Source organism: Alkalihalobacterium sp. TH-98, from assembly GCF_057473385.1.
In genome coordinates this window covers 1-19,601 of the sequence record NZ_JBYCKM010000006.1, presented here as the reverse complement: position 1 = coordinate 19,601, position 19,601 = coordinate 1, and the positions used below count along the sequence as shown (strand labels likewise).

Below are 19,601 nucleotides of genomic sequence, written 5' to 3'. Positions count from 1 at the left end.
GCGCCGATGGTAGTTGGGGGCTTCCCCCTGTGAGAGTAGGACGTCGCTAGGCACCAAGCACAATCCAAATGGGTTGTGCTTTTTTAATTTGCCTTTACTGATATAGGGTTGGCTAAATCACGCTTTTTATGTTTAAGAGGACTCAGAAGCCGTTATTTGAGAAAAAATGCCCTGTTGGTCCATTTAGAGGACTCACAGGCCCTTATTGCATGAAAATTTCGTGAATAGCACATGATTTTATGTAAATAAGAGCCTCTCAGTCCTCATAAGTCATCAAAACTATGATTTTAGTAAAAATAAGGGCCTCTCAGACCGCGAAACAATAAAAGAACTTCAATCATTCCACTCACACAGTCATCTAGAACCAATAGAGTTTAGAGAAACAAAAGACGTAGCAGCTTTAGATAGCGTCATAAAGGAAAAGGTGCGAATTACTTTTATGGTACCAGGCACCTTTAGTGCTTTACAGATTTAAAGGTGCCTGGTACCTCTTAATTAGGTACCTCTTAATTACCTACTTTATTGAAAAGCTCTATTAAGTTGTCGTTACGGCAATTTGTTTATCAATGAGTAAGAAAAGAAGTAATGGTACTTTGTTGGTTGCAATCGATAAAAAGTTATAGATAAATGGGTAGTCATTTTCTGGGTAGTGATGAAATAACTCGCCCCACCATTCCGTTTCGTATCTACAAATCATACTGAGATTATAAAGAATTAAATAATGAGCGATCACTTCTGGAATGTCCAATAAATCACTTTTATAAGGTGATAAATAGTAGTTTCCATTTCCATCATTTAAGAAGGGATGACATTGAATGGATCTAATAGGGGAGTCCATTGTCATCGAAAAATGATTGTTGTTTTGATTCTCTAGATTAGGTTTGAATGATTGCTTTGACCGTTCAGAAATATAGGAACAAAAGCTAGAAAGCCCAAATTGGTATTCGTCTAATATTTTATTCGGCAGCTTCACAGCTTTATTTGAAATCTGCACTAAACAAGGGTTCTTTTTTCTTTCTATTTGTGTAAATAATGAATGTACTTCCCAAATTTGCCGAAGTAAAAGTCTCATTTTGTATTTTTCACTCGAAAAATGTTTCACATGGAACATTTTATCAGAAAAGTGTGTCAGCAACCCATTCTTTTGGATTTTCACTTCATCGTCTAGAAAGACATATTGGCTTTTTTTTCTTTTTCTAGTTGTAACCCCGTGCGCAAGTACTTGGCTTGTTTCTGGGTAATGGGGATCGCTTAATAATAAACAAGCCTTCATTAGTTGCACCATACCATAAAATAGGAGTACAGGTTTTATTTCTATAGGTGATGTTTGAACCTGGGAGAAATACTTTTCTCCATGTTCGAGATAATAGATAAAAGGATAGGTGTTTTGAAAAGCTAACACTTCACTATCTTTGATCCCTTTTGCTTCATAACAAGATTTCAAAATTGTTTGCGTGTAATTTGTAGAGCGAAATGGCAGAGCTTTATACCAAATATTATGTTGATATGTCATAAAATCAAGTACCCTTTCTATATAAAAGTTGGTATGATTATTTTTAGAAAAATCGGATTACTTTTGCTTTCTTGACAGTAGTTTAACCAATTGTTAAGCTACAAATAATATTTACAGGTAAATCTCAATCATAAACTTATTTATTTGGAGAGGAAGGGAATTATTGTGTGGGAAAATAAGTTTGCTAAAGAAGGGTTAACGTTTGATGATGTATTACTTGTTCCACAAAAATCGGAAATTCTTCCTAAGGATGTATCAGTTCAAACACAACTAACACCAAAGTTGAAGCTGAATATGCCGATTATCAGTGCTGGAATGGACACGGTAACAGAAGCTAGTATGGCTATTGCGATTGCTCGTGAAGGTGGACTTGGAATTATACATAAAAACATGTCCATTGAAGAACAAGCTGAGCAAGTTGACCGAGTAAAACGTTCTGAAAGTGGAGTTATTACGAATCCATTTTATTTAACACCAGATCGTCAAGTGTTTGATGCAGAACATTTAATGGGCAAGTATCGTATTTCTGGTGTACCAATTGTAAATGAAAATCAGAAATTAGTTGGTATTTTAACAAACCGTGACTTACGATTTATTGAAGACTATTCGATACAAATTGATGATGTTATGACGAAGGAAGATCTTGTCACTGCTCCTGTAGGAACAACATTACAAGAAGCAGAAAAGATTTTACAGAAATATAAAATCGAAAAGCTTCCTCTTGTAGATGATGAAGGAATTTTAAAAGGTCTTATTACGATTAAAGATATTGAAAAGGTAATTGAGTTCCCGAATTCAGCGAAAGACAGCCAAGGAAGACTAGTGGTGGGAGCTGCTGTCGGGGTTACTGCAGACACGATGATCCGCGTTAAGGCTCTTGTCGAAGCTGGAGTTGACATCATCGTAATCGATACGGCGCATGGTCACTCAAAAGGCGTATTAGAAAAAGTACGTGAAGTTCGAAAAGAGTATCCTGATCTTGATATCGTAGCAGGAAACGTCGCTACCGCTGAAGCTACTAGAGATTTAATTGAAGCAGGAGCTAGTGTTGTAAAAGTCGGAATTGGACCAGGTTCAATTTGTACAACTCGTATTATTGCTGGAATTGGGGTACCTCAAGTAACAGCTGTATATGATTGTGCAACTGAAGCAAGAAAACATGGCGTTTCAATTATTGCTGATGGCGGGATTAAATTCTCAGGCGATATTGTTAAAGCTTTAGCTGCAGGAGGACATGCCGTTATGTTAGGAAGTCTTTTAGCTGGAGTATCAGAAAGTCCAGGAGAACGAGAAATCTACCAAGGACGCCAATTTAAAGTGTACAGAGGCATGGGTTCTATTGGTGCAATGGAAAAAGGAAGTAAAGATCGTTATTTCCAAGAAAATAACCAAAAGTTAGTACCAGAAGGAATTGAAGGCCGTATTCCTTATAAAGGACCTTTGACAGATACTATTCATCAGTTAATTGGTGGAATAAGAGCTGGAATGGGGTATTGTGGTACGAAGACAATTACAGATTTACGAGAAAATGGCCAATTTATCCGTATTACAGGTGCCGGTTTAAGAGAAAGTCACCCGCATGATGTTCAAATTACGAAGGAAGCACCAAATTACTCGATTCAGTCCTAGAAAAAAATAGTACAAAACCCTTAACATAACTGTAATAGATAGGTAATTTACCTATCTATTTTTTTATGATTAGATATGTTACAATACCGTTTGTGTAATGAATTAGGAGGAGTGGTTGTTAATGTTTTCTAGATATAAAAAAGTAGTAAATTATACGCTGCTTTGTGCAATTGTATTTGTTACTTTTTTTGGTTCCATCCAAAAAGTTGAAGCGAGCATAGATTTAGTTGCAGAATCTGCTATTTTAGTAGATGCTAATACCGGTAAAGTGTTAGTAGAAAAAAATGCTGATGTGATGTTACCACCAGCAAGTATGTCTAAGATGATGACGGAGTATCTCGTTTTAGAAGCTATTCATAACGGAACACTTGCTTGGGATCAAACGGTTCCAATTTCTAGCTTTATTAGTAACATGTCTCACCAAGCTGGTTCTTCTAATGTATTTTTAGATCCCGATGAAGCGTACACTGTAAAAGACTTATATGAAGCAATGGCGATTGAATCTGGAAATGCTGCAACGATTGCATTATCTGAATTAATTGCTGGTGGTTCGTATGCTCGGTTTGTCGAACGTATGAATGAAAAAGCAGCAGAAATGGAACTTGGTGAGTATAGCTTTGTAAACTCTACAGGGTTGCCGAACCGCTCTTATCGCGGTCAACATGTTGCAGGCACAGAAAACGATGAGAATCGCTTGTCAGCACGCGCAACTGCAAAGTTAGCTTTTCATTTAATTAATGATTTTCCAGAAATGTTAGATACAGCAAGCATACCAATGATGAGATTTCAAGGTGAAGTTTTAACCGGAGTAGATTCGCAAGCTTGTTTAAATGATTGGACATGCATGAGAAACTGGAATGAGATGTTACCTGGTTTAAAGCATGAATATCAAGGCATGTTAGGACTGAAAACAGGATATACTAACGAGGCAGGTTACTGCTTTACGGGTGTAGCTGAGCGAAATGGAGTTACCTTGATTTCAGTTGTTATGCGATTAAAGGATTTAGATGATAGATTTACTGAAACCCAGCGTCTGATGGATTATGGATTTAATAACTTTGTGCAGCATGAAGTACATCTTGAAGATTTATTTGAAGAAGGTATTGCGACAATCCCTGTAGTAAATGGGAAAGCACGTGAAGTGAAAATTGCAGTAAGTGAACCTTTGAAAGTTTTAATTAAATCAGGTGATGAAGAAGCTTTTGAACCTCTTTTAGAAATAGACCCTGCTTTAATGACAGATGACGGTGAATTAAAGGCACCAATTGAACAAGGTGAAGTAATCGGTACATTGTCTGCTGTAAATAAAGGTGAGACAGAATATAGTCATCTCTTTGGCCATGAGTTAACTCATGAAATTGTTTTTGTTGAGACAACAGAAGAGGTGGAGCGTGCAGGTTTCTTTAGTAGAGGAATGCGTGGGATTGGCGGATTTTTCTCGAATGTATGGACAAGTGTTGCTGATACAGTAAAAGGTTGGTTTAACTAAATCCAACCTTCTTTATCTCTTTCATTTGCTTTACTTTAGAAAAGTGGTACAATAATTACTGAAAATTTATTATATTGTGCGCGTGTTGCTAGGTAGAATTACATAGCTACGATATACAACAACACGAAAAGCTTTAGAGAATGTATAGGAGGAATTACTATGGTAGAAACGGGAACAGATCGCGTAAAACGTGGAATGGCAGAAATGCAAAAAGGCGGCGTCATCATGGACGTTGTTAATGCAGAGCAAGCAAAAATTGCTGAAGCAGCTGGTGCAGTTGCGGTAATGGCATTAGAGCGTGTACCTGCAGATATTCGTGCAGCAGGTGGAGTAGCTCGTATGGCTGACCCAACAATTGTTGAAGAGGTAATGGGTGCAGTTTCTATTCCAGTAATGGCAAAGTGCCGTATCGGTCACATTGTTGAAGCTCGTGTATTAGAAGCTTTAGGAGTAGACTACATTGATGAAAGTGAAGTTTTAACTCCTGCAGATGAAGTTTATCACTTAAACAAAAACGAATATACTGTACCATTTGTGTGTGGAGCTCGTGATATTGGTGAAGCATCTCGTCGTATTGGTGAAGGCGCTGCAATGCTTCGTACAAAAGGTGAGCCAGGAACAGGGAACATTGTAGAAGCTGTCCGTCACATGCGTATGATGCAGTCACAAATTCGCAAAATTGTTTCTATGTCAACGGATGAGTTAATGACTGAAGCTAAAAATACTGGTGCTCCATATGAGATCCTTCTTCAAATCCAAAGAGAAGGTAAACTACCTGTAGTTAACTTTGCAGCTGGCGGTGTGGCAACTCCTGCAGATGCTGCATTAATGATGCAGTTAGGTGCAGACGGAGTTTTCGTTGGATCAGGGATCTTCAAGTCAGATAACCCTGAAAAGTTTGCTCGTGCAATCGTTAGAGCAACAACACATTTCCAAGATTATGCGTTAATTGCTGAACTTTCTAAAGATCTAGGATCAGCGATGAAAGGGATTGAAATTTCATCTTTAAATCCTTCAGAGCGTATGCAAGAGCGCGGCTGGTAATTCCAACTGTTACTTGTAGAAAGGAAACTTTACTATGATTAAAATTGGAGTGCTTGCTCTTCAAGGTGCGGTACGAGAACATGTGAAATGTTTAGCTGCTCCTGATGTAGAAACTGTCATTATTAAAAAGGTTGAACAATTAGAAGATATTGATGGTCTTGTTTTTCCAGGTGGAGAAAGTACAACGATGCGTAGATTGATTGATGAATATGGTTTCTTTGAAGCCTTAAAGGAATTTGGGGCAAAAGGTAAACCAATCTTCGGTACATGTGCTGGTCTTATTCTAATGTCTAAACATATTGTTGGACAACCTGAAGGCCATTTAGGATTTATGGATATGACAGTGCAAAGAAATGCATTTGGTAGACAACGAGAAAGCTTTGAAACGGATTTAATCGTTACAGGAATTGGTGATGATGTCCGTGCAGTCTTTATTCGTGCACCGCTCATCGTAGATGTTGACGAGAATGTAGAAATTCTTTCAAAGTTTAATGAAGAAATTGTTGTTGCAAGACAAGGGCATTATTTAGCGTGTTCGTTCCATCCTGAATTAACAGATGATCACCGTTTTCACCAGTATTTCGTAGACATTGTACGTGAATCAATGAATACAAAAGTACAAGCTTAATCATATAACTAATTAAAGCGTCGAAGGGATTTAATTAGCAATCATATTTTGTCTTCAGAGAGTCGGTGGTTGGTGTGAACCGATCAATTGTGGTTGTGAAATCTGCCCCCTGAGTGAAATGTCAAAGGTAGCTCCTAAAGCATTTCCGGTAACAGCCGTTAATTGTTTAAGAGGTGCTCATGAATTATTGTGTAACGTAGTCATGAACGCAAAAAGGGTGGCAACGCGGGTGCTCTCGTCCCTTAGTTATAGGGATGGGGGCTTTTTGCGTTCCTTCATTTATTTGAAAATGAGAGATATACACCAAGGGGTGCGACTGATTTTCTTACTCCTGACGTATATACTTTCAAAAAATAAGGAAATAGTGAATAATGGAAATAAAGAAATGTTATGGGAGGTATAGTAGATGCTCGATATTAAGTTACTGCGAAAAGATTTTAATGGTATAAAGAAAAAGTTAGAAGTGCGCGGTGAGGAATTATCAGGTATTGATCAATTTCAAGAGCTAGATGAAAAAAGAAGAGCCATTATTGTAGAAGTGGAAGAGTTAAAAAGTAAAAGAAATGCAGTTTCACAAGAAGTTGCGCAATTAAAACGTGAGAAAAAAGAGGCAGATCATCTTATTCTTGAAATGCGCAACGTATCTGACCAAGTTAAGGAACTTGATGAACAGTTACGTACAATTGAAGAACAATTAGACCATTTATTACTTACTATTCCAAATGTCCCTCATGAATCAGTTCCTGTCGGTGATAGTGAAGATGATAACGTCGTAGCTAGACATTGGGGAGAGAAACCGGACTTTTCATTTGAACCAAAACCACATTGGGACCTAGCAACAGATTTAGATATATTAGACTTTGAACGAGCAGCAAAGGTGACTGGAAGTCGTTTTGTATTTTATAAAGGGCTTGGAGCAAGGTTAGAACGTGCATTATTAAACTTCATGATGGATTTACATGAGGATGAACATGGGTATGAAGAGATTTTACCTCCATATATGGTTAATCGTTCAAGTATGATTGGAACAGGTCAGCTTCCAAAATTTGAAGAAGACGCATTTAAAATTCATGATGAGGACTATTTCTTAATACCAACAGCCGAAGTTCCTGTTACGAATTTACATCGAGATGAAATTCTTTCAGTTGATCAATTGCCAATTGCCTACACAGCATTTAGTGCCTGCTTCCGTTCAGAAGCTGGTTCTGCTGGTCGGGATACAAGAGGACTTATTCGTCAGCACCAATTTAATAAAGTAGAACTTGTACGTTTTGTTAAGCCGGAAGATTCTTATGATGAATTAGAAAAATTAACTGGTCATGCTGAAAAAGTTTTGCAGCTTTTAAAGCTCCCATACCGAGTGATGAGCATGTGTACGGCAGATCTAGGCTTTACTGCTGCTAAAAAATACGATTTAGAAGTTTGGATACCGAGCTACGGCACATACCGAGAGATTTCATCTTGCAGTAATTTTGAGGATTTTCAAGCTAGGCGTGCAAATATTCGCTTTAAAAGAGAAGCAAAAGGAAAAACTGAGTTTGTTCATACATTAAATGGGTCTGGACTAGCATTAGGTCGAACTGTTGCAGCAATCTTGGAAAATTATCAACAAGAAGATGGCAGTGTCATCATTCCAGAAGTACTTCGTCCATATATGAGGAATAAAACAGTAATAAAGCCAAAATAAAGTAAATTTTAGGTCAAGCTATGGTAAAGCTTGGCCTTTTTTCTTTACAAAAATTTTAAGTAAGTTTTACTAGAAAAGCACCAGATATAGGAATACTAATTACATGTTTTGCATATTCGTAAAAAAAAACATGTGTTTATTCTAATTTCGAAATAGAACTTTTTTTAAAAATTAGTTTTTGTAAGGGCTTTCAATCGCTTGGTATTACTAGTTTGTAAGATTTTATACTATAAAAATCTATAAAAATAAAAAAACGAATATTGCAATTGTATACGATATTACTTATAATGACCTTATTGAATTAAAAGTTTTTACGAAATTTACAGAAATATTAATTTAATAGTGTAGGTTTTCGTAAAGATTTTTAAGTGGACTTATTTGAAAACGTAAAGTGATGTGGTAGCATGAGTAAATTAGATACTATGGATTTTGCTATATTAGGATATTTACAGGAAAATGGCAAAAGATCTTATACTGAGATTGCTAAATTGTTGGACGTAAGTGAAGGCACAATTCGAACAAGAATTAACCGCATGCTAAAAGAAAATGTATTTGAGTTTGTAATTCATACTAACCCAAATAAAGTAGGTTTAAACGTTCAAGCGATTATTGGAATTTCAACCAAGTTGGGAAGTCAGGAAAAGATTGCAGATCAACTAAATCAGTATGCAGAAGTACGCTTTGTCGGTGCTTTCTCAGGAAGACACGACTTAATCATACAAGCCTACTTTAAAAACAACGAAGATTTAGTTCATTTTGTAAATAAAGAGTTGGCTAAAATGGACGGTATAATAAGTGCTGACGTTAATATAGAGTTGAAGCAATACAAAGACTCATTTTCTTATGTACAAGAAAAAAATGCTTAGTTTATTTGGAGATAACTATCACGAAAAATAAATCGCAGCAAGAAAAATTGCAGAGTAGATTGAGGTGCAAGAATGGATAAAAACGTTCTCTTAGAAGTAAAAGGTTTGAAAACACATTTCTTTATGGACGATGGAAAAGTAGCAAAAGCTGTCGATGGAGTAGACTTTGAGATTCGCAAAGGCGAAACACTTGCTCTTGTAGGAGAATCAGGTAGTGGAAAAAGTATTACATCTCTATCGATTATGCAACTAATTCAATCACCACCAGGGAAAATTGTAGCAGGATCTATCGAGTTAGAAGGAAAAGACTTGCTAAAGTTATCAGAAAAAGAAATGACAAGTGTTCGCGGTAATGATATCGGAATGATATTCCAAGAACCGATGACTTCATTAAATCCAGTGTTCACAATTGGTAATCAAATTGCGGAACCATTAATGAAGCATAAGAAAATGAAGAAAAAAGAAGCGTATGCTAAAGCGCTAGAGTTACTAAAATTAGTAGGTTTCCCGCGTGCTGAGGAAATCATTCATGAGTATCCTCACCAACTTTCTGGTGGTATGAGACAGCGTGCTATGATTGCCATGGCACTTTCCTGTAACCCGAAGCTTTTAATTGCTGACGAGCCTACTACTGCACTTGATGTTACCATTCAAGCACAGATTTTAGACTTGATGATCGATATGAAAGAAGAGTTTGGTTCATCAATTTTAATGATTACACATGACTTAGGTGTTGTAGCAGAAACTGCTGATCGTGTAATGGTTATGTACGGTGGACAAATTGTAGAAAGTGCGGATGTAAAAGAGTTATTTACAGATCCGAAGCACCCTTATACAGTAGGTCTATTAGCTAGTATGCCGCAAATTGATGACGATAAAGAACGTCTAGAAGCAATTCCTGGGATGGTTCCACCAGCCCATAATTTCCCACAAGGTTGTCGATTTGCTCCACGTTGTAAACATGCTATGGAAAAGTGTACAAACGACGTACCAGAACTTTATGAAGCAGGACCAGGACATAAAGTACGTTGTGTTCTTTATGACGGAAAGGAGTAAATGATGTCTAACAAAGAGAATTTACAACAAGACCGAGAGAAATTAGTAGAGGTAAGAAATTTAAAAAAATACTTTCCAATCAAAGGTGGTATTCTTGGACGTCAAGTCGGGAATGTAAAAGCTGTTGATGATATTAGTTTTGATATCTACAAAGGTGAAACATTAGGTATCGTTGGAGAGTCAGGATCAGGTAAATCAACAATGGGACGTGTTTTACTTCGTTTACTAGATCCAACTTCAGGGACGGTCAAGTTTGATGGGCAAGATATATCCACAATAAGCCAACGAAAACTTCGACCATTACGTAAAGATATGCAAATGGTTTTCCAAGATCCATATGCATCTCTTAACCCGCGTATGAGTGTCGGACAATTAATTGAAGAGCCAATGTTGGTCCAAAATACGTTATCTTCTAAAGAGCGTAAAGATATGGTTGTTGAACTATTAGGTAAAGTAGGCTTACCACCTGAAGCACGTATGAAGTATCCCCATGAATTCTCAGGTGGACAACGACAACGTATCGGTATTGCTAGATCACTATCAACAAAACCTAAATTTATTATTGGTGATGAACCTGTATCGGCACTAGATGTATCGGTTCAATCACAAGTATTAAATATTATGGATGATTTACAAGACGAATTCGGTCTAACTTACCTATTTATTGCACATGACCTAAGTGTTGTAAAACACATAAGTGATCGTGTTGCTGTTATGTATTTAGGTAGAATAGCTGAAATCGCACCAAAACATTCGTTGTATGACAAACCGCTACACCCATATACACAAGCGTTATTGTCTGCTGTACCATCAACAAATGTCCATGCAAAGAGAGAAAAAATCAAGCTTTCTGGTGATTTGCCGAGCCCGTCAAATCCACCAACAGGCTGTTCGTTCCATACGAGATGTCCTCAGGCACATGATCGTTGTAAAGCTGAACGCCCTGATTTAACTCATATGGGAGACGGTCATTACGTGGCATGTCACTTATATACAGAGCCAGAACCAAAGATTGAGCCAAAAGAAGTTTAATACATGCTTTTACCTTTTTGGGAGGTGATTGTTCAATAGAGAAATGCTTGAAAGATAGCTTCACACAGTTATTTTATGTATTAAAGACATTTTCAGGGGGGAAAACAAAATGAAGAAAAGTTTAGCATTAATGTTAGCTGGTGCTTTATCGTTAGGAACGATCCTTGCTGCTTGTGGTGGCGGAGAAGAAGAAGCACCAACAACTGATCCAACAGAAGATACTGAGCAAGGTGAAGAGCAAGCTGCAGGTGAGCCACAAGAAGGCGGTACATTAAATGCTGCTATGTTCTCAGCTCCAGCTGGTCAATTTAACCCAATCTTCTATTCTGACTCTTATGAGGCAAACATTTTAGACCTTACACATGAAGCTCTAATTGCTTTAGATGAGGAGTTACAATGGATTCCATCACTTGCTAAAGAGTGGGAATTTAATGATGAGTATACTGAATTAACTTACTTCTTAAATGAAGGTGTTAAATGGCATGATGGTGAAGACTTTACTGCAGATGACGTAGTGTTCACATATACTGCAATCGCTGACCCTGATTATACAGCTGCTGGTGGAGTACGTGTTGACTACGTAAACCAATTAGTTGGCTATGAAGAGTATGTAGCTGGTGAAGCTGATACTTTAGCAGGTGTTGAGGCAGTAGATGAGTTCACTGTTAAATTCACATTCAAAGAGCCTAGTATTACTGCAAACCAATACACTAGTTTCCCAATCATTCCTAAGCACGTATTTGAAGATGTTCCAGTTAAAGAAATGCCTGAAAACACAGCTTCTCGTAACGCTGGTGAAGTAGTTGGTACAGGTCCGTTCAAATTAACTGATATTTTAGAAGGACAACAATACGTTTTAGAGCGTAACGAAGATTACTGGCAAGGTAAGCCTTACCTTGATCGTGTAGTTTGGAAAGTAGTTAACCAAGACGTAATGCTTGGACAACTTCAAAATGAAGAGCTTCACATGGTAGGTCTTCCTGGTGGTGTACCAGCTGCTGATGCAGGTGACGTAGAAGCAATGCCAAACGTTACTCTAGTTCAAGATCAAGACTTTGGTTACCAATACATGGGCTTCAAGCTTCACCACTCTCAAGGTGAGCAAGACAACTGGACTGACAAGTCTGGATGGGTTCCAAACGAAAAATTACAAGATGTAAATCTACGTCAAGCAATTGCACATGCAGTTAACCGTCAAGGATTTGTAGATGGATTACTTCATGGTTCAGGTACTGTTTTAAATGCACCATTCCCAGAAGCTTCTTGGGCATTTGATCCAGATGCTGTAAACGATTATGACTATAACCCAGAGAAAGCTAACGAAATCTTAGATGCAGCTGGATACACTGAAAGAGATGCAGAAGGATTCCGTTTAGGTTTAGATGGTGAAAAGCTTACTTTAAACCTTGACTTCCCTACTGGAAACCAAGTACGTGAGCGTACTGCTCCAATTATCGTTGAGAATTTAGCTGAAGTTGGTCTTCGTGTTAACATGCGTAGCCCACGTGAAGCTGCAGCTCACTTCGAATTAGTAGAGAAAAACAACACGGATTGGGATCTTTACTTAGCTGGATGGGGATTATCTACTGGTGACCCAGATCCATCTGGAATTCACAGATCAACTGCTCCATACAACTACTTACGTTGGGATGACGCTAAGAGTGATGAGTTGTTAGATAAAGCTTTAAAAACTCCAGAAGCATTTGACCTTGACTACCGTAAACAAGTTTATGGTGAGTGGGCAAACTACTATTCTGAACAATTACCAGCATTACCGTTATACAGTGCAAACGTAAACGTTGCATTTAACACTAAGTTCCACGGCTGGACTGTAAAACCTCGTAATGTAAATGCTGACTCGCATTTATGGTGGTTAGAACAATAATTTTCTTTTAGTAGAAGTACATGGGTGCATGGTCTAGACCTGCTATGCACCCCCTTTTACTGAGTAGGAGGAGGACAATCATGTATAAGTACATCATTCGAAGGGTCTTGCAATTTATACCTATGCTTTTTATCGTCACAGTTGTTATTTTTGCATTAGCGTATGCAGCACCTGGAGACCCGTTATCTGGTGAGATTTTAGATCCAAATATTCCGGCTGAAGTGTTGGAAGAGCGAAGAGAAGCATTAGGGTTAAATGACCCCGTACCAGTTCAATATTGGAATTGGTTATCTTCTGTAGCAGTAGGTGATTTTGGACAATCCATGCACTATACAGGACGTTCAGTAAGTGAACTCATTAGTTCACGTTTAATGAACACGTTATATCTATCTTTATTCGCACTTTTTATAACGATCGTAGTTGCGATTCCAATTGGAATTTATTCTGCGAGAAAACCATATTCTTTGCTTGACTATAGTGCAACTACATTTGCTTTTCTCGGTCTTGCAACTCCTAACTTCTTTGCAGCCTTAATTGGTATTTACGTGTTTTCATTCCAGTTAGGTTGGTTCCCGTCTCAAGGAACAGTTTCAACGATCGGTTTGACAGGTTTCGAATTATTCTTTGATAAATTGAGGCACTTAGTTTTACCTGGATTTACTCTTGGGTTAGCAAGTACTGCTATTTACATGCGTTATATGAGGACTGAAATGATGGAAGTTATGGGTAGTGACTTTATTCGTACAGCGAAGGCAAAAGGTTTAGGGCCAAGACCTGTACTATATAAGCACACTCTTCGAAATGCTTTAATTCCGATTATTACGCTACTCGGTTTTGAATTCGGAACATTATTAAGTGGTGCCGTTATTACTGAAGCGGTATTTAACTATCCAGGATTAGGAACACTGTTTTTAAATTCTATTATGAATAGAGATTATCCGGTTATTATGGCGATCAATTTACTTTTAGCGGTAACGATCCTTATTGGTAACTTACTTGCTGATATTTTCTATGCTGTAGTAGATCCAAGAATACGTTACGATTGAGGTGAGCGCGATGAATAATACAACTAATGTTGAACAAACTCAAAAACCTGCAAAAAGTGCGAGCCCTTTACAGCTTGCAATGCGTCGCTTCCTTCGTAATAAACTTGCAGTTGCTGGGATTTTTATATTAATATTCTTTGTTTTAATAGCACTTTTTGCACCTTTTTTAACTACGCATGATCCTACCAAGTCTAATCTTATGAATGTAATGGCAAAACCAAGTGCAGAACACTGGTTAGGAACGGATAGTTCTGGACGAGATAACTTTGCACGTATGGTTTATGGATCACGGATCTCACTAACTGTTGGGGTCGCTGCCATGGCATTTACGTTATTGATTGGTGTTGTGTTAGGTTCGTTAGCTGGATATTATGGCGGTAAGATTGATAGTTTAATTATGAGGGCTGCAGATCTAATGCTCATATTCCCGTTCTTACTATTAGTTCTTACAATTATGGCTATTTTAGAAAAAATAAGTGTACCTATCTTTATTACAATCATAGCACTAACCACATGGCCGAATATAACGAGGATTTTACGTGGTACATTCCTATCTTTACGAGAAAAGGAATTTATACTAGGTGCTCGTTCAATTGGTTGTTCAGATTTTCGTATCATTGTAAAGCACTTCCTGCCTAATGCAGTTGGTCCAATTATTGTTAATGCGACATTAATGATGGCAACGATGATCATTATTGAGTCAGGTTTAAGTTTTATCGGTTTCGGTATTCCTCAACCAACTCCAACATGGGGTAATATGGTTACTGAAGCTAGAAGTTTGCGAGTATTAACTCAGCATCCAGAAGCATGGATTCCACCTGGTTTGGCTATACTATTTACAGTACTTGCTATTAACTTTATTGGTGATGGACTTCGAGATGCATTTGATCCTAAGACGAAACGTTAAAAAATCCCTGCTTATGCAGGGATTTTTTTCAACTTCATGAATAAGAAGTTGTTAGTGATTAATACTTTCTAATAGACTGTAGGAGAGAGGAATGTAAGGATGAGAGATAATAAGTGGAACAATCATGTGAAGAAGAGTGAGCTCCACGCAATGGAAAAAACATTTCTTCGGTGGGTCAGTGTTAAAAGACTTGAAGAAGAATTACAACAGCGTGGGAAGGAAAGGCCTTAATACATATGAACTGTGAATATTCAGATGAATACTTTATGCAATTAGCCATTGAAGAAGCAAAGAAAGCTATGCAAGTGGATGAAGTGCCCATTGGAGCAGTTATTGTTAAAGATAATCATGTTATTGCTTCTGCATTTAATTTAAGAGAAAAGATGCAACAGGCAAATGCACATGCTGAAATGTTAGCGATAGAAAAAGCATGTAAACAGTTAAATAGTTGGAGGTTACTAGACTGTACGTTATATGTAACGTTGGAGCCTTGTCCGATGTGTGCTGGTGCAATTGTGCAGTCACGTGTGAAGCGCGTTGTATATGGTGCAGTCGATCCTAAAGCCGGTTGTGCGGGAACTTTTTATAATTTATTAGAAGATGAACGATTTAACCATCAATCCGAAGTAACGAAAGGTGTACTCGAAAGACAGTGTGCGCAATTGCTCAAAGACTTTTTCAAAGCTTTGAGACAAAAACAAAAGATTCATAAATAACGGAGCATTATATGTGGTATAATAAATTATAAGAGGAACGTTTCTCATTCCCAAGGAAATAAAATCTACTCGAAGAAATGCATTACTATTGCATTTTTAATTAAAAACCTCTATACTAGATTATGCGTCACATAAGAGGCGCACTTAAAAACGTTATTAAATTTGTCGTGCTAGGTGGGGAGGTAGCGGTGCCCTGTACTCGCAATCCGCTGTAGCGAGGCTGAATCCCTTCTCGAGGTCTTGTTGTCGTAAGGTCTGACCTAAGTAAGTGGTGTTGACGTTTGGGTTCTGCGCAACGGAAACCCATGAACCCTGTCAGGTCCGGAAGGAAGCAGCAGTAAGTGGCCCCTTCCGTGTGCCGCAGAGTCGCCTGGGCTGAGCTAACTGCTTAGGTAACGCTTGGGGCAACTTGATCGAAGGAAGGTGCACGGCTTTATATTTATATATGTTATGTAAAACAGCTTTTTATAAGCTGTTTTTTTATTTGTCTTTTGAAAAAACAAGTGTAGTTAAGGTATAATGAAATCAATAGTGACCGAGGAGGAGAAGCCGTTGGGATATCAAGCACTATATCGTGTATGGCGCCCACAGCAATTGGGAGATATTGCGGGACAAGAACATATAACGAAAACGCTGCAAAATGCGTTAGTACATAATAAATTTTCCCATGCGTATCTCTTCACAGGACCTAGAGGAACAGGGAAAACCAGTGCGGCCAAAATTGTAGCAAAAGCAATAAATTGTGAACAAGCACCAGTCCCTGAACCGTGTAATGAGTGTAAGTCGTGTAAAGGAATTACGGACGGATCAATAGTAGATGTAATTGAAATTGATGCGGCTTCGAATAATGGTGTTGATGAAATACGAGATATTCGTGATAAAGTGAAATTTGCACCAAATGAAGTTCGTTATAAGGTTTATATTATTGATGAAGTTCATATGCTTTCAACAGGTGCTTTCAATGCGCTCTTAAAAACATTAGAGGAGCCGCCAAAGCATGTCATCTTTATTTTAGCAACAACAGAGCCTCATAAAATACCTTTAACGATTATCTCGCGTTGTCAGCGTTTTGATTTTAAAAGGATCTCAAATGATTCACTAGTGGGACGAATGAAATTTATCGTCAGTCATTACGATACGGATGTAAATGAAGATGCTCTTCAGATGGTAGCTCGGGCTTCCGATGGAGGGATGCGTGATGCACTCAGTTTACTGGATCAAGCGATGTCCTATTCGGAAGGAACGGTAACACTAGAAGACGTCCTTTCTATTACAGGAGCTGTATCGCAAAATTTCTTAACTGAAATTGTTAACGCAATTCAAGAAAAAGACTCTGTTCAAGCATTAAAATCTGTTAATTTGCTTCTTTCTGAGGGGAAAGATCCGCAACGTTTTATAGAAGACTTAATCTACTATTATCGAGATATTCTTTTATATCAAACGGCTCCTTCACTTGAGGCGATGTTAGAAAGAGCAAAAGTCGATGATGCATTCAAGAAGTTAACAACAGATATATCACCAGCTTCTATATATGAGTGGTTACACTTATTAAGTGAGAGCCAGCAAGCAATGAAGTGGGCGACACAAGGAAAGATCTTTTTAGAACTGGCGATTGTTAAACTATGTCAGTCTTCTTCATCACCAGCAGTAGAAAATGTTGATAATGAAAAGGTTATTTCTTTACAAACTAGGTTAGAAAGTTTAGAAAAAGAATTAAAAGCGTTAAAATCAGGACAAGTGATAACTGCACCTGCCGAAAAGCGGAGCGAGGGAAGTAAACCATTACAGCGTAAAAGTTCCGCATCTGTTGGAAGTAAAGGAGTACCCCCTCAAATAAAAGAGGTCTTAAAGAAGGCAACAAAACAAGATTTACAATTGGTTAGCAGTCAGTGGGGACAGGTAATGGACCAAATAAAGCAGCATAGTGTTCCTGCGCAGGCCTGGTTAAGTGATTGTAAACCGGTTGCTGCTTCAAGTGAGCATATTGTTCTTGCGTTTCAAAATGAAATGCATAGAGATATGATTGAAAACAAATTTCGATCTAATGTAGAAACTGTTCTTCAACAAGTTTATCAAAAACAAATCGGTTTCTTTTCTATTTTATCTATTCAATGGGATAAGATAAAAGAAGACTTCTTGAAGGAACAACGTGGTGGTGCATCGCAGCCAGAAGAAGACCCGATTGTTGAAGAAGCCATTAAATTAGTGGGTTCAGATTTAATAGAAATTGTAGAAAGTAACTAATATTTGGAGGTATGTAAAAATGAAAAACATGGGACAAATGATGAAACAAGTACAAAAAATGCAAAAACAAATGATGCAAGCACAGGAAGAATTAAAGGAAAAAACGGTAGAAGCAACAGCAGGTGGCGGAATGGTTACTGTTGTAGCAAGTGGAGATAAACGTATCTTAGATATTAAAATTTCAGAAGAGGTTGTCGATCCTGACGATGTAGATATGCTACAAGATTTAGTATTAGCAGCAATGAATGAAGCTCTAAAAAAAGTGGATGAGTTAGTTGAACAGGACATGGGTAAATATACAAAAGGAATGAACATGCCAGGATTGTTTTAATGGAATGTAGTACCTAAGGGGAGGTCAACTGTTTGCAATATCCTGAACCTATAGCAAAATTAATGGAAGGCTTTATGAGATTGCCAGGCATCGGCCCAAAAACAGCCAGTCGTCTGGCCTTTTTTGTTCTAGATATGAAAGAGGACGATGTCTTAGATTTTGCAAAAGCCTTAGTAAATGCAAAACGAAATTTAACTTATTGTTCTGTTTGTCATAATATTACGGATACCGATCCGTGTCGTATATGTGAGGATACGAAAAGAGACCGTTCGATTATTTGCGTTGTTCAAGATGCAAAAGATGTCATTGCAATGGAGAAAATGAAAGAATACTTCGGTTTATACCACGTCTTACACGGAGCAATTTCGCCAATGGATGGGATAGGTCCTGAAGATATAAAAATTCCTGAACTTTTAAAGCGACTGCAAGATGAAACGGTACAAGAAATTATCATTGCAACGAACCCTAATATTGAAGGTGAAGCAACGGCAATGTATATTTCTCGTTTAGTTAAACCTACAGGTATAAAAGTGACTCGTATTGCTCATGGGCTTCCTGTTGGAGGAGATCTAGAATATGCAGACGAAGTTACACTATCAAAGGCCATTGAAGGAAGACGAGAGCTGTAATTTTTTCTTTGATTGGAGCGGAGCGGTATGTTCTTTAAGAAAAAACATCGTATACGTAAAGAAGAAAACGAGAGACTTTTAATATTAATTGATCAAATGAAGCAAAAGCTAACGAATCAACAATTACTCGTAAAAAAAAGTTTGGATCCTTCACCAATGGTTCTCAATGAGCTAAAAGTGACTGAAGCCAAGTATATGTTTTTGTTACGAGAAGCGAGAATAAGACAAACAACAAAGAGCGATAAGGATTAATCTCCTATCGTTCTTTTTTTATAGCTTGTTTCATATATGTAGTAATAGAAACTTGGACAAAAATGAAAAACTGTTGATTAGAATTAAGAAATGGTAAGAAAGGAGAAGGTAAAAGTGGATCCTATTTTAATTGTTGCCTTAATTGGCGGACTTATTTTTCTGCTATTAATAGTAGGGGCTCCTATAAAACCACTGAGGTTTGCAGGTCAGGCGGCAGTAAAGCTGATGATTGGAGCACTATTTTTATTCTTTTTAAATGCATTTGGGTCTTTAATTGACTATCACATACCCATCAATATAATAACGGCATCAGTTTCAGGGTTGTTAGGTATCCCAGGTGTGCTGTTGTTAATTGCAATTGAACAATTTGTTTTATAGAATGAATGAGGGACTAAAAGTTCCTCATTTTTTATATGAAAAAGTATTGCATAATATATTCTTACGTGTTATATTATTACTTGTCGCTAACGAGTGACTGAAATTAATTAAAAAAACATGTTGACACTTCGGTAGCAACTTGTTATGATAATAAAGTCGCCATTGAGCGGAAATAAAAAGTTCTTTGAAAACTGAACAAAAAGCCAAGCGAAATAAATGAGATACATGATATCTCGTCAATGTTTTAAAAACGTCACGTTTGTGACAAT

Annotated in this window: 19 protein-coding genes, 1 other RNA gene and 1 other annotated feature; of the genes, 19 read left to right on the top strand and 1 reads right to left on the bottom strand. The window is 37.6% G+C overall.

Features of this window, described 5'->3' with window-relative positions:
• Positions 1-535: 535 nt before the first annotated feature.
• Positions 536-1,513: a YaaC family protein gene (locus tag AC2VNP_RS02530; protein ID WP_486915840.1), complete on the bottom strand. Its 978-nt coding sequence runs from the start codon at positions 1,511-1,513 to the stop codon at positions 536-538.
• 165 nt (positions 1,514-1,678) lie between these two features.
• Here AC2VNP_RS02530 and guaB point away from each other — a divergent pair, with 165 nt between their 5' ends.
• The 19 genes from guaB (at position 1,679) to AC2VNP_RS02435 (ending at position 19,332) form a co-directional block, all read left to right on the top strand.
• The gene (gene guaB / locus AC2VNP_RS02525) at positions 1,679-3,142 is read left to right on the top strand and encodes an IMP dehydrogenase (RefSeq protein ID WP_486915838.1); all 1,464 of its coding nucleotides are present in this window, start codon (positions 1,679-1,681) and stop codon (positions 3,140-3,142) included.
• 121 nt (positions 3,143-3,263) lie between these two features.
• A complete protein-coding gene (locus tag AC2VNP_RS02520; RefSeq protein ID WP_486915836.1) occupies positions 3,264-4,631 on the top strand; it encodes a D-alanyl-D-alanine carboxypeptidase family protein in 1,368 nt (455 codons plus the stop codon).
• Between the two features lie 159 nt (positions 4,632-4,790).
• The gene (gene pdxS, locus AC2VNP_RS02515; protein ID WP_486915834.1) at positions 4,791-5,675 is read left to right on the top strand and encodes a pyridoxal 5'-phosphate synthase lyase subunit PdxS; all 885 of its coding nucleotides are present in this window, start codon (positions 4,791-4,793) and stop codon (positions 5,673-5,675) included.
• A 34-nt stretch (positions 5,676-5,709) separates the two neighbouring features.
• Complete coding sequence (gene pdxT / locus AC2VNP_RS02510) at positions 5,710-6,303, top strand: pyridoxal 5'-phosphate synthase glutaminase subunit PdxT (RefSeq protein WP_486915832.1); 594 nt, start codon at positions 5,710-5,712, stop codon at positions 6,301-6,303.
• Positions 6,304-6,314: 11 nt separating this feature from the next.
• Positions 6,315-6,549, top strand: a binding site (T-box leader).
• Positions 6,550-6,709: 160 nt separating this feature from the next.
• On the top strand, positions 6,710-7,990 hold the full coding sequence (serS, locus tag AC2VNP_RS02505; protein WP_486915830.1) for a serine--tRNA ligase: 1,281 nt from the start codon (positions 6,710-6,712) through the stop codon (positions 7,988-7,990).
• A 404-nt stretch (positions 7,991-8,394) separates the two neighbouring features.
• Entirely contained in the window at positions 8,395-8,856 is a 462-nt protein-coding gene (locus tag AC2VNP_RS02500; RefSeq protein ID WP_486915828.1) for an Lrp/AsnC family transcriptional regulator, read from the top strand.
• Positions 8,857-8,928: 72 nt separating this feature from the next.
• Complete coding sequence (locus tag AC2VNP_RS02495; RefSeq protein ID WP_486915826.1) at positions 8,929-9,912, top strand: ABC transporter ATP-binding protein; 984 nt, start codon at positions 8,929-8,931, stop codon at positions 9,910-9,912.
• Positions 9,913-10,944, top strand: a complete 1,032-nt coding sequence (locus tag AC2VNP_RS02490; RefSeq protein WP_486915824.1) for an ABC transporter ATP-binding protein — start codon at positions 9,913-9,915, stop codon at positions 10,942-10,944. It abuts the gene before it with no gap.
• 109 nt (positions 10,945-11,053) lie between these two features.
• Positions 11,054-12,829, top strand: coding sequence for a peptide-binding protein (locus AC2VNP_RS02485; RefSeq protein ID WP_486915823.1), 1,776 nt, complete (start codon positions 11,054-11,056; stop codon positions 12,827-12,829).
• A gap of 80 nt (positions 12,830-12,909) precedes the next feature.
• Entirely contained in the window at positions 12,910-13,875 is a 966-nt protein-coding gene (locus AC2VNP_RS02480) for an ABC transporter permease (protein WP_275120902.1), read from the top strand.
• Positions 13,876-13,885: 10 nt separating this feature from the next.
• Entirely contained in the window at positions 13,886-14,782 is an 897-nt protein-coding gene (gene opp4C, locus AC2VNP_RS02475; RefSeq protein ID WP_486915821.1) for an oligopeptide ABC transporter permease, read from the top strand.
• A gap of 99 nt (positions 14,783-14,881) precedes the next feature.
• The gene (locus AC2VNP_RS02470; protein ID WP_486915819.1) at positions 14,882-15,013 is read left to right on the top strand and encodes a hypothetical protein; all 132 of its coding nucleotides are present in this window, start codon (positions 14,882-14,884) and stop codon (positions 15,011-15,013) included.
• Between the two features lie 5 nt (positions 15,014-15,018).
• Positions 15,019-15,498: a tRNA adenosine(34) deaminase TadA gene (gene tadA / locus AC2VNP_RS02465; RefSeq protein ID WP_486915817.1), complete on the top strand. Its 480-nt coding sequence runs from the start codon at positions 15,019-15,021 to the stop codon at positions 15,496-15,498.
• A 165-nt stretch (positions 15,499-15,663) separates the two neighbouring features.
• Positions 15,664-15,929, top strand: an RNA gene (gene ffs / locus AC2VNP_RS02460) — signal recognition particle sRNA large type.
• A gap of 121 nt (positions 15,930-16,050) precedes the next feature.
• A complete protein-coding gene (gene dnaX / locus AC2VNP_RS02455) occupies positions 16,051-17,742 on the top strand; it encodes a DNA polymerase III subunit gamma/tau (RefSeq protein WP_486915815.1) in 1,692 nt (563 codons plus the stop codon).
• A gap of 19 nt (positions 17,743-17,761) precedes the next feature.
• Positions 17,762-18,073 carry a YbaB/EbfC family nucleoid-associated protein gene (locus tag AC2VNP_RS02450; protein WP_216831792.1) on the top strand — a complete coding sequence of 104 codons (312 nt, stop codon included), beginning with the start codon at positions 17,762-17,764 and terminating at the stop codon, positions 18,071-18,073.
• A 32-nt stretch (positions 18,074-18,105) separates the two neighbouring features.
• Positions 18,106-18,702 (top strand): recombination mediator RecR, encoded by a 597-nt coding sequence (gene recR / locus AC2VNP_RS02445; protein ID WP_486915813.1) that lies wholly within the window; start codon positions 18,106-18,108, stop codon positions 18,700-18,702.
• Between the two features lie 27 nt (positions 18,703-18,729).
• A complete protein-coding gene (locus AC2VNP_RS02440; protein ID WP_486915811.1) occupies positions 18,730-18,954 on the top strand; it encodes a YaaL family protein in 225 nt (74 codons plus the stop codon).
• Between the two features lie 114 nt (positions 18,955-19,068).
• Positions 19,069-19,332, top strand: coding sequence for a pro-sigmaK processing inhibitor BofA family protein (locus AC2VNP_RS02435; protein ID WP_486915809.1), 264 nt, complete (start codon positions 19,069-19,071; stop codon positions 19,330-19,332).
• The last annotated feature ends 269 nt before the right edge of the window (positions 19,333-19,601 follow it).

Bases quoted from the DNA above. Each gene is read 5' to 3' on its own strand.
- AC2VNP_RS02485 (WP_486915823.1), top strand. From the start codon at position 11,054: ATGAAGAAAAGTTTAGCATTAATGTTAGCTGGTGCTTTATCGTTAGGA.
- serS (WP_486915830.1), top strand. From the start codon at position 6,710: ATGCTCGATATTAAGTTACTGCGAAAAGATTTTAATGGTATAAAGAAA.
- AC2VNP_RS02520 (WP_486915836.1), top strand. From the start codon at position 3,264: ATGTTTTCTAGATATAAAAAAGTAGTAAATTATACGCTGCTTTGTGCA.
- pdxT (WP_486915832.1), top strand. From the start codon at position 5,710: ATGATTAAAATTGGAGTGCTTGCTCTTCAAGGTGCGGTACGAGAACAT.
- AC2VNP_RS02450 (WP_216831792.1), top strand. From the start codon at position 17,762: ATGAAAAACATGGGACAAATGATGAAACAAGTACAAAAAATGCAAAAA.
- AC2VNP_RS02490 (WP_486915824.1), top strand. From the start codon at position 9,913: ATGATGTCTAACAAAGAGAATTTACAACAAGACCGAGAGAAATTAGTA.
- AC2VNP_RS02530 (WP_486915840.1), bottom strand. From the start codon at position 1,513: ATGACATATCAACATAATATTTGGTATAAAGCTCTGCCATTTCGCTCT.
- pdxS (WP_486915834.1), top strand. From the start codon at position 4,791: ATGGTAGAAACGGGAACAGATCGCGTAAAACGTGGAATGGCAGAAATG.
- AC2VNP_RS02500 (WP_486915828.1), top strand. From the start codon at position 8,395: ATGAGTAAATTAGATACTATGGATTTTGCTATATTAGGATATTTACAG.
- AC2VNP_RS02480 (WP_275120902.1), top strand. From the start codon at position 12,910: ATGTATAAGTACATCATTCGAAGGGTCTTGCAATTTATACCTATGCTT.
- AC2VNP_RS02495 (WP_486915826.1), top strand. From the start codon at position 8,929: ATGGATAAAAACGTTCTCTTAGAAGTAAAAGGTTTGAAAACACATTTC.
- tadA (WP_486915817.1), top strand. From the start codon at position 15,019: ATGAACTGTGAATATTCAGATGAATACTTTATGCAATTAGCCATTGAA.
- AC2VNP_RS02470 (WP_486915819.1), top strand. From the start codon at position 14,882: ATGAGAGATAATAAGTGGAACAATCATGTGAAGAAGAGTGAGCTCCAC.
- opp4C (WP_486915821.1), top strand. From the start codon at position 13,886: ATGAATAATACAACTAATGTTGAACAAACTCAAAAACCTGCAAAAAGT.
- AC2VNP_RS02440 (WP_486915811.1), top strand. From the start codon at position 18,730: ATGTTCTTTAAGAAAAAACATCGTATACGTAAAGAAGAAAACGAGAGA.